The organism is Acidithiobacillus sp., assembly GCF_023255755.1.
In the GTDB taxonomy this organism is placed as follows: domain Bacteria; phylum Pseudomonadota; class Gammaproteobacteria; order Acidithiobacillales; family Acidithiobacillaceae; genus Acidithiobacillus.
This window is the reverse complement of record NZ_JAGDVS010000033.1, coordinates 1-9,872: the sequence shown is the minus strand read 5'-3', so window position 1 is coordinate 9,872 and position 9,872 is coordinate 1. Positions and strand designations below refer to the sequence as shown.

The 9,872-nt window shown below is 56.5% G+C and carries 7 protein-coding genes; 4 read left to right on the top strand and 3 right to left on the bottom strand.

The genetic code is table 11. The features are described from left to right. The 3 genes from Q0C48_RS02600 to tldD form a co-directional block, all read right to left on the bottom strand. A partial coding sequence (locus Q0C48_RS02600; RefSeq protein ID WP_291521261.1) for a dihydropteroate synthase occupies window positions 1–205 on the bottom strand: 205 nt, incomplete at its 3' end. A gap of 53 nt (window positions 206–258) precedes the next feature. After that, complete coding sequence (gene ftsH, locus Q0C48_RS02595) at window positions 259–2,181, bottom strand: ATP-dependent zinc metalloprotease FtsH (protein WP_291521259.1); 1,923 nt, start codon at window positions 2,179–2,181, stop codon at window positions 259–261. Between the two features lie 96 nt (window positions 2,182–2,277). Further along, the gene (gene tldD / locus Q0C48_RS02590; RefSeq protein ID WP_291521257.1) at window positions 2,278–3,723 is read right to left on the bottom strand and encodes a metalloprotease TldD; all 1,446 of its coding nucleotides are present in this window, start codon (window positions 3,721–3,723) and stop codon (window positions 2,278–2,280) included. 333 nt (window positions 3,724–4,056) lie between these two features. Here tldD and Q0C48_RS02585 point away from each other — a divergent pair, with 333 nt between their 5' ends. The 4 genes from Q0C48_RS02585 to Q0C48_RS02570 all read left to right on the top strand — a co-directional run. After that, window positions 4,057–6,909: a ribonucleoside-diphosphate reductase subunit alpha gene (locus Q0C48_RS02585; RefSeq protein ID WP_291521255.1), complete on the top strand. Its 2,853-nt coding sequence runs from the start codon at window positions 4,057–4,059 to the stop codon at window positions 6,907–6,909. A gap of 87 nt (window positions 6,910–6,996) precedes the next feature. After that, entirely contained in the window at window positions 6,997–8,064 is a 1,068-nt protein-coding gene (locus Q0C48_RS02580) for a ribonucleotide-diphosphate reductase subunit beta (protein WP_366936984.1), read from the top strand. 832 nt (window positions 8,065–8,896) lie between these two features. Further along, complete coding sequence (locus Q0C48_RS02575) at window positions 8,897–9,310, top strand: TIR domain-containing protein (RefSeq protein WP_291521252.1); 414 nt, start codon at window positions 8,897–8,899, stop codon at window positions 9,308–9,310. Window positions 9,311–9,318: 8 nt separating this feature from the next. Then, window positions 9,319–9,872: caspase family protein (locus Q0C48_RS02570; RefSeq protein WP_291521250.1), on the top strand; the 554-nt coding region annotated here is incomplete at its 3' end.

The window sequence follows — 9,872 nt, the reverse complement described above, 5'->3', positions numbered from 1 at the left end:
CCACCGCTTCTAATACCGGCAGCAGGCGCCGCAACTCTTCCTCCAGCGCCACCGCTGGCGCCCCGGGACGGGTGGATTCCGCCCCGATATCGATGATATCGGCGCCCTCTTCCCACATCCGTTTAGCGCGCGTAAGAGCAACATCCACAGACAGATAGGTGCCACCGTCGGAAAAAGAATCAGGGGTGATATTGAGCACCCCCATAACACAAGGGCGCCCGAGAACCAGCGGGCGCCCGTTGCAATCCAGCGTCAGGGTCAAACGGGGTGTTCTCCCGGATTCAGGCCAGGCAACGGCTGCCCGCCCGATTTGTCGGCCGTCGTGACATTACCACCGGGTGTGGAGGGATAGTTTCCCGTACCCTCTACCGGCGGCTGCGGGTCGCGGCCTGCCATGATGTCACTCACCTGCCCCGCGTCCAGCGTTTCATACTTCAGCAGAGCCCGGGCCATGGCCTCGACCTTGTCGCGATTTTCCTCAATCAGCTTACGGGCAATGCCGTAGCGCTCCTGGATAATATCGCGCACCTCTCCGTCTACGGTTCTCGCCGTCTGCTCGGAGATATTGCTGTGCTTGGTCATTTCCCGACCAATGAACACCTCTTCCTCTTTTTCACCAATGACCATCGGCCCGATGCCGGACATGCCCCACTGGGTCACCATGCGCCGCGCCAGGTCGGTGGCACGCTCAATGTCGTTACCCGCGCCTGTCGTCATCTGGTTGAGGAACACTTCTTCTGCAATGCGCCCACCCATGAGAATGGAGATGTTACAGAGAATTTCCTGACGCTCGTAATTAAAACGATCCTCCGTCGGCAACTGCATGGTGAGCCCCAGGGCCCGACCACGCGGAATGATGGTGACTTTATGCACCGGGTCCGTGCCCGGCAACAACTTAGCGACCACCGCATGGCCCGACTCGTGATAGGCCGTGGTTTCCCGCTGTTTGTCGCTCATGACCACCGACTTGCGTTCAGCCCCCATCATGACCTTGTCTTTGGCATCCTCAAAGTCATGCATATCTACCAGACGCTTGCTCCTGCGTGCCGCCATCAGCGCCGCTTCATTGACCAGATTGGCCAAGTCCGCGCCAGAGAAACCAGGGGTACCCCGGGCAATGACCTTGGGGTCTACGTCCGGGGCAATCGGCACCTTACGCATGTGCACCTGCAGAATCTGCTCGCGCCCGCGAATGTCCGGCAACGGTACAGTGACCTGCCGGTCGAAACGACCGGGCCGCAACAACGCAGGGTCCAGCACATCCGGACGGTTGGTGGCGGCAACAACAATGATGCCCTCAGTACCCTCGAAACCATCCATCTCCACCAACAACTGATTCAGGGTCTGCTCGCGTTCGTCGTTACCGCCACCCAGACCAGCACCGCGCTGACGACCCACCGCATCGATCTCGTCGATGAAGATAATGCAAGGGGCATGCTTTTTAGCCTGCTCGAACATATCGCGAACCCGCGATGCGCCGACACCAACAAACATTTCCACAAAGTCGGAGCCGGAGATAGAGAAGAAAGGTACCCGTGCTTCGCCCGCAATGGCACGCGCCAGCAAGGTCTTACCAGAACCCGGCGAACCCATGAGCAATACGCCCTTGGGAATCCGTCCGCCAAGGCGCTGGAATTTCTGCGGATCGCGCAGGAATTCAACGATCTCTGCAAGCTCATCCTTGGCTTCTTCAATGCCCGCCACATCGGCAAAAGTGACCTTATTGTTTTCTTCCGTCAGCATCCGCGCCTTGCTGCGACCGAAAGTCATCGCTCCCCGACCGCCCGCGCCACCACCGCCCATCTGGCGCATGAAGAAAATCCACACACCGATCAGCAAGAGCATCGGGAACCAGGAGATGAGGACAGAAAGCAACAGTGATTGCCCTTCCGGCGGCTTGACCGAGATCTTCACCCCGGCAGCCAGCAGTTGGGGAACGATTTGCGTGTCGTTTACCGGGGTGTAGACGCTGAATTGCTGCCCGGAGCTGAGGCTGCCATTCACATGATTACCGTTGATGGTGACATCGGCGACCTGACCCTGCTTGATACTATTCACGAAGGTCGAGAAATCCATAGCCTGAGCCGGCGTCGAACTACTCGTATTGAGGTTCTGAAACACCAGCATCAGAATGACGCCAATCGCCACCCACAACAGCACGTTTTTTAATACATTATTCATTCGCACACCCCCCGAATGGGAGAATTAGACCGATTATAAGACCAATATATCGCTCGATGTTAGCCTTCCCAAGACACCCTGACAAGAGCAGGGTTCTCAACCTTGTGTTCCACCCACGGTCAGATCACGGATTTTCAGAGTCGGCTGCCCAACACCTACGGGCACACTCTGGCCATCCTTGCCACAGGTGCCCACTCCCGTATCTAGTTGGAGGTCGTTGCCGATCATTTCAACCCTGGTGAGCACATCCGGGCCGTTGCCAATCAGGGTGGCGCCTTTGACTGGCCGGGTTATCTTCCCATTTTCAATAAGATACGCTTCAGAGGCAGAAAAAACGAACTTGCCGTTAGTGATATCCACCTGACCGCCCCCGAAGTTGACGGCGTAGAGCCCACGTTTAACGCTGGCGATGATTTCCTGGGGATCGCGATCCCCGGCCCGCATGTAGGTGTTGGTCATCCGCGGCATGGGCAAGTGCGCGTAGGATTCGCGACGCCCGTTACCCGTCGACCGCGTTCCGGTCAGGCGGGCATTGAGGGTGTCCTGCAAGTAGCCTTTGAGGATGCCATCTTCAATCAGCGTCGTGCACTGGGTCGGGGTTCCTTCATCATCGACGTTCAGGCTGCCACGGCGGCCATCCAGAGTACCATCATCGACAACCGTAACGCCCGGCGCCGCGACCCGCTGGCCGACCCGGCCACTGAAGGCGCTGGTACCCTTGCGGTTGAAGTCACCCTCCAGACCATGGCCAATAGCCTCATGCAGCAATATGCCCGGCCATCCCGGCCCGAGGACCACTTCCATGCAGCCGGCGGGGGCCGCCTCCGCCTCCAGATTGACGAGAGCCTGACGCACGGCCTCACGGGCAAAGTCTTCAGCCATGTCGCCCTGAAGAAAGGTCTGATAATCGTAACGACCGCCGCCACCAGCACTGCCCTGCTCGCGACGCCCGCCCTGCTCGACAATGACGGAGACGTTGAGGCGCACCAGGGGGCGCACGTCGGCAGCCATGGTACCGTCGAGGCGCGCCACCAGCACCACCTCAAAACGGGCACTCAGGCTGGCCATCACCTGGACGATGCGCGGATCACAGGCCTGGGCGGCCCGTTCCACGCGTTCCAGCAGGGCGATTTTCTCGCTATTGGGAAGAGAAGCCAGGGGATCGACAGGCGGATAAAGCGCCAGCCCCTGACGCCGCTGCCAGACCAGCCCTTTCCCCTGTCCCGGATGATGGACAATGGCGCGCGCCGCATCTGCCGCCGTCAGCAAGGCATCCACGGCGATTTCGTCAGAATAGGCCAGACCCTGACGTTCACCGCTCACCGCCCGCACACCCACGCCTTGTTCGATAGAGTGACTGCCCGACTTCACGACCCCTTCTTCCAGACTAAAGCCCTCGCTGCGGCTGTACTGAAAATACAGGTCGGCATCGTCCAGGGCGCGATGGGAGAGGCGGCCGAATACTTTTTCCAACTCCCCTTCGCTGATTCCGCCGGGAGCAAAAAGAGTGGCGCGGGCAATTTCCAAGGCTGAGGCAGTCATGACGTTCCTTCCTGACAGATAATGTGATCAGTATGCGCCCAACCGGTGGTTTAGAACAAGTCCAAATTCATAAACCGGCAGAGATACCCTGCCCTCCGCCCACGGACAAGAGATAAAATTTCATTGTTAAATGATACTCCTGGCTAGGTTATCCACATCTTTTGCCAGACTTGTGCACGACATTACGCACAAGATATAGTTGACACCAGCAGAAACAGGTCTATATTTAGTGCTTGGGCGCTCTGCGATCCGCTTTTGCACGCCGCCCCGGCGTATCCCTTTACGCTGCCTCGCAGTTTGCGTCCACTAACGCCCCGATCATAGGAGTCGCCCATGTCTAATCCTGCCGCCCAAGCCATCGTCAGCAACCCTGCCTACGACCCCTCCGAAGCGAGCCACTACAAAGTCATCCGTCGCAACAACGCGATGGTCAGTTTTGACGCCGGCAAGATCCACATCGCCATGACGAAGGCCTTCCTGGCCGTGGAAGGCGGCAGCGGAGCGGCCAGCGCGCGCGTCCGTGACCTCGTCAGCCGTCTGACGGAACAGGTGATTGAAGCACTGAAACGGCGCCAGCCGGGGGGCGGCACCTTTCACATTGAAGACATTCAGGATCAGGTGGAACTGGCGCTCATGCGCGCCGGCGAACACGAAGTCGCCAGGGCCTATGTGCTTTATCGCGAAGAGCGCGCGCGGGAACGCCGCCAGCAAGCTGCGGCGGGAACCCCAGCCGAGGTCCCGGTTATCAAGGTCAGCCATCCGAATGGCAGCCAGCGGGCACTGGACATGGCACGACTGCGCGCCGTTATCGAAGAAGCCTGCAGTGGCCTGGGCAGCGCAGTGTCGATAGATGCCATTCTCGGCAATACCGTCAAGAATCTCTACGACGGTATCAGCGAGGATGAGCTGTTTCAGGCCCCCATTCTTGCCAGCCGGGTACTGATCGAGCGCGATCCCGCCTACGCCTACGCCTCGGCGCGCCTGCTCCTCGACCGCGTGCGCTGGGAGGTGCTCGGGGAAGCGGCGACTCAGGCGGAGATGACCGCACGTTATCCCCAGTATTTCCGCGACTATCTGCAAACCGGCATCCAGAATGAGCTGATCGACCCGCGTCTGGGACAGTATGATCTGGAGCGTATCAGCGCCGCACTCAGGCCGGAGCGTGATCTGAACTTCCAGTATCTGGGCATGCAAATTCTGTATGACCGCTACTTTTTGCATGTGCGGGAGCGTCGCATCGAATTGCCGCAGGCCTTCTGGATGCGGGTGGCCATGGGTCTGGCGCTCAATGAAGTCGACCGCGAAACCCATGCCATTGCCTTTTATGAAGTGCTGTCCAGCTTCGACTTCGTCAGCTCGACACCGACCTTATTCAATGCCGGAACCTTGCGCCCGCAGTTGTCCAGTTGCTTCCTGACCACCGTGGGTGACGACCTGGATGACATCTACGAAGCCATCAAAGAAAACGCCATGCTCTCCAAGTTCAGCGGCGGCCTGGGGAACGACTGGACGCCGGTGCGTGCCCTGGGGTCCTTCATCAAAGGCACCAATGGCAAATCGCAGGGGGTCGTGCCCTTCCTCAAGGTAGTCAATGACACGGCGGTGGCAGTCAATCAGGGCGGCAAGCGCAAAGGCGCGGTCTGCGCCTACCTGGAAACCTGGCACATGGATATCGAGGAATTCCTCGAACTGCGCAAGAATACCGGCGACGACCGCCGCCGCACCCACGATATGAACACCGCCAACTGGATCCCCGACCTCTTTATGGAGCGCGTGGAAAGCAACGCGATGTGGACGCTGTTCAGCCCCAACGAAACGCCGGACCTACACGAGCTCACCGGGTCGGCCTTCCGGGAGCGCTATGAGCACTATGAGCGCATGGCGGATGCGGGCGGCATCGAATTGTTCAAGCGCATGCCCGCCATTCATCTCTGGCGCAAAATGCTGACCATGCTCTTCGAGACCGGCCATCCCTGGATCACCTTCAAGGACCCGTGCAACCTGCGCAGCCCGCAGCAGCACGTCGGGGTAGTGCACAGCTCCAATCTCTGCACCGAAATCACCCTCAACACCAATGCCAGGGAAATTGCCGTCTGCAATCTGGGGTCCGTCAACCTGGTATCCCATTTGCGGGCAACGGCGAGCACCGACACCGGCGCATTGCGCGAGGACAGCAGCCCGGAAGAGTTGCTGGCGCTCATGGATGAGGAGAAGCTGAGCCGCACCATTCGGGTGGCCATGCGGATGCTGGATAATGTCATCGACATGAACTACTACGCCGTCGCCAAGGCGCGCAACAGCAACCTGCGGCACCGGCCGGTGGGCCTGGGGCTGATGGGCTTCTCCGATGCCCTGTTGCAGATGCGGATTCCTTACGCTTCGGCTGCAGCCCTCGCCTTTGCCGATATCAGCCAAGAAATCATTTCCTACCATGCCATTGATGCGTCGGCCGATCTGGCCCGGGAACGGGGCAGCTATCAGAGCTTCCCAGGGTCCCTGTGGAGTCAGGGTATCCTGCCCATCGACAGCATCGAACTGCTCGCAGCCAGCCGTGAGCACGGCGTGGACGTGGACCGCAGCCAGCGCCTGAATTGGGCTGCACTGCGCGACAAGGTCAAAGCGGGGATACGCAACAGCAATTGCCTGGCTATCGCACCGACCGCCACCATCTCCAACATTGTCGGTGTCAGCCAGGGCATCGAGCCGATTTACCAGAACCTCTATGTCAAATCCAACCTGTCCGGCGAGTTTACGGTGGTGAACAGCTATCTGGTCCACGACCTGAAACGCCTGGAACTCTGGGATGAGGTCATGGTCAATGATCTGAAATACTTCGATGGTTCGGTCATGCCCGTGGATCGCATTCCGGCCAGCATCAAGCCCCTGTATGCCAATGCCTTTGAAACCGACCCGGAATGGCTGGTGGAAGCGGCGGCGCGGCGGCAGAAATGGCTGGATCAGGCCCAAAGTCTCAACCTCTATTTCGGCCAGCCTTCCGGCAAGAAAATTGACGAGACCTACCGGCTGGCCTGGAAACGCGGCCTGAAGACCACCTACTACCTGCGCTCACTGGGCGCCACGGCAGCGGAAAAATCGACGGTGCAGACGGGCACCCTCAATGCTGTTATATCGGGTCAACCCAAAGCCTGTGCGATCGACGATCCGACTTGTGAGGCCTGTCAGTGATACGGGAATTATTTGAAAAAGGAAAACATCATGTTAAGTTTTGAAGAAAATCTTCGTAAAGAATCCATTCTCAATGGACCGTTAGCGATGCGTCCGGAGCATGCTGGTGGCATCGAGGAGACTGACATGACCAGTTTTGAACGGGTGCGCGCCGAAGACAAGCGCATCATTAACGGGCACGCCGATGTCAACCAACTGGTGCCCTTCAAATACCAGTGGGCCTGGGATAAATACCTCGCCGCCTGCGCCAACCACTGGATGCCGCAGGAAATTCAGATGTCCAGGGACATCGCCCTGTGGAAAGACCCCAAGGGGCTGACCGAGGACGAGCGGCGTATCGTGAAGCGCAATCTGGGCTTTTTTGTGACGGCGGACAGTCTGGCGGCCAACAACATCGTGCTGGGCACGTATCGTCATATCACCGCCCCGGAATGCCGCCAGTATATGCTGCGCCAGGCCTTTGAAGAGGCCATTCATACCCACGCCTATCAATACATTGTCGAATCCATCGGTCTCGATGAGGGCGAGATATTCAACATGTATCATGAGGTGCCATCGGTACGGGATAAGGATCAATTTCTGATGCCCTTTATCGACATTCTGGCGGACCCCCACTTCAAAACCGGCACCCTGGAAAATGATCAGAAGTTATTACGCTCGCTGATCGTGTTTGCGGCGATTATGGAGGGCACCTTTTTCTATGTGGGTTTCAGCCAGATTCTGGCGATGGGCCGGCAGAACAAAATGGTGGGCGCGGCGGAGCAGTATCAGTACATCCTGCGCGATGAATCCATGCACTGCAATTTCGGTATCGATATGGCCAACCAGATCAAGGTGGAAAATCCGCAGCTCTGGACGGAGGCGTTCCAGCAGGAAATCATCGACCTGATCCGTCGCGGTGTGGAACTGGAATGTGCTTACGCCGACGATACCATGCCCCGCGGGGTGCTCGGCCTGAATGCACCCGTCTTCAGGGAATACGTCAAATATATCGGCAATCGCCGTCTGGTGCAGCTCGGTTTGCCGCAACAGTATCCAGGCGTACAGAATCCCTTCCCGTGGATGAGCGAAATGATGGATCTCAAGAAAGAGAAGAACTTTTTTGAGACGCGGGTCACCGAGTATCAAACCGGTGGAGCGCTGAGCTGGGAATAAGCGGACTGCCGTTGGACGACACATAAAGTGAGATTCTCGCCACATAACTGAGACTGGCGCGACACATAAAATGAGATCAAGCGATACCAGGCAGCTAAACGTCGGCTGCCACTTCTTGTGAAGTGGCACCAAAACACAAAAATCTCGTCTCGCGCGTAATGTCCAACCATAATTCGAATGTCCACAGTGCAGCGTTATGTATACCTCGCGATTATGTATAGCGGTACAGTTGAGAGCCTTGCTGCGACTGGGTTGTAAGGACGAACCTTGCTCGCGAGCTCTACATAATAAACGCTGTTTTGGAGACCCCGGCAAGATGGCTGCCCACCGGCGGTGCCGAATATTGGTGTCAGGCTTCCGGATCGGAAGGAGTGCTAGGATTCACAGGCAATCACCTTATCCGAGCAGTAAGTTAATGGTGATCCAAAAATCTCTGATCAGCATTGTGGCCATCGATCAAGCCGGTAGCTGGGGTGTTGATTTGTGGCGCATGCGGAGCGCTGTCGTGGTGACTACACACCGAATCGACCAATTTTATGTATAGCATCACGATACCGCACCTACCAAATGGCCAGCATTGACAGGGCTTACAGTCAGCTCGACATGCGCACTATACATAATCGCGAGGTATACATAACGCTGCTTATGTATATATATACATAAGCAGCGGGAGCGGTCGTTCAAATTTTGGCTGACGTGTATTAGAATCAAGCTGTTACAATTGATGCAGTCGAGGAGATCCAAAATGTTATGCGGCAGCATTAGGTATTATACTGCAATCCCGGTGCAGTCGAATTCACGTTATGGATTCAGAAATTAACGCGAGGAAACCATGCCGGCACTATCTAATTACAGGCTATTTATCAGTCACTCTTGGGTTTATGGCGATGCTTATGAAAAGCTAGTTCAATTCTTCAATGAACATCCGAACTTCAAATGGACCGATTACTCGGTACCAAAAAGTGACCCCATTCACAACGCCCCCTCCTCGCAAGCGCTTTACGAGGCAATTAAGCGTCAAGTTGCTCCAGTCAATTGCGTCATCATTCTTGCTGGCGTTTACAGCACCTATTCATCGTGGATCAACAAAGAAATAGAAATAGCCAAGAACTACAGAAAACCCATCATTGCTGTTGAGCCATGGGCATCGGAAAGAACGAGTCAAATAGTCAAAAGCAATGCCAATGCAATCGTTAAATGGCAAAGTAGTTCCATAGTCAGTGCAATTCGCCAATACTCTATCTAGGAATTTTTATGCGCAAAGCGCTTGTAGTCGGCATCGACAACTACACCAACGTTTCACAGCTCTATGGATGCGTCAACGATTCGTTTTCGGTCAAGGCAATGCTTGATCGGCACGCTGATGGATCTGTAAATTTCGGGGTGAGACATTTAACCGCTACCAGCCCAAGCGATCCAGTTGATCGAGAAGAGCTCAGACAGGCCATCAAAAACCTTTTTGAGGGTGACGGTGAAGTTGCTCTTTTCTACTTTGCGGGGCATGGCCACATCGAAGCGACGGGCGGTTATCTCTGTTCTTCAGACATCAAGTATGGGAACGACGGTATACCTTTGGCAGAGATCATGACTATGGCTAACCAATCGAAGATTCAAAACCGCGTAATTATTCTTGATAGTTGTCACAGTGGTGTCGCAGGAGGAAGTGCGCTACAGCAGCAAGTGGCTGAGATCAGCGATGGCGTAACTATTCTTACAGCCTCAACGGTCGCGGTAGAGACAGTAGTTACCCACCGCCCCCCGCACAGATCCGTACGAGCGGAATTACCGCATACGGCTCCTACCTCAGG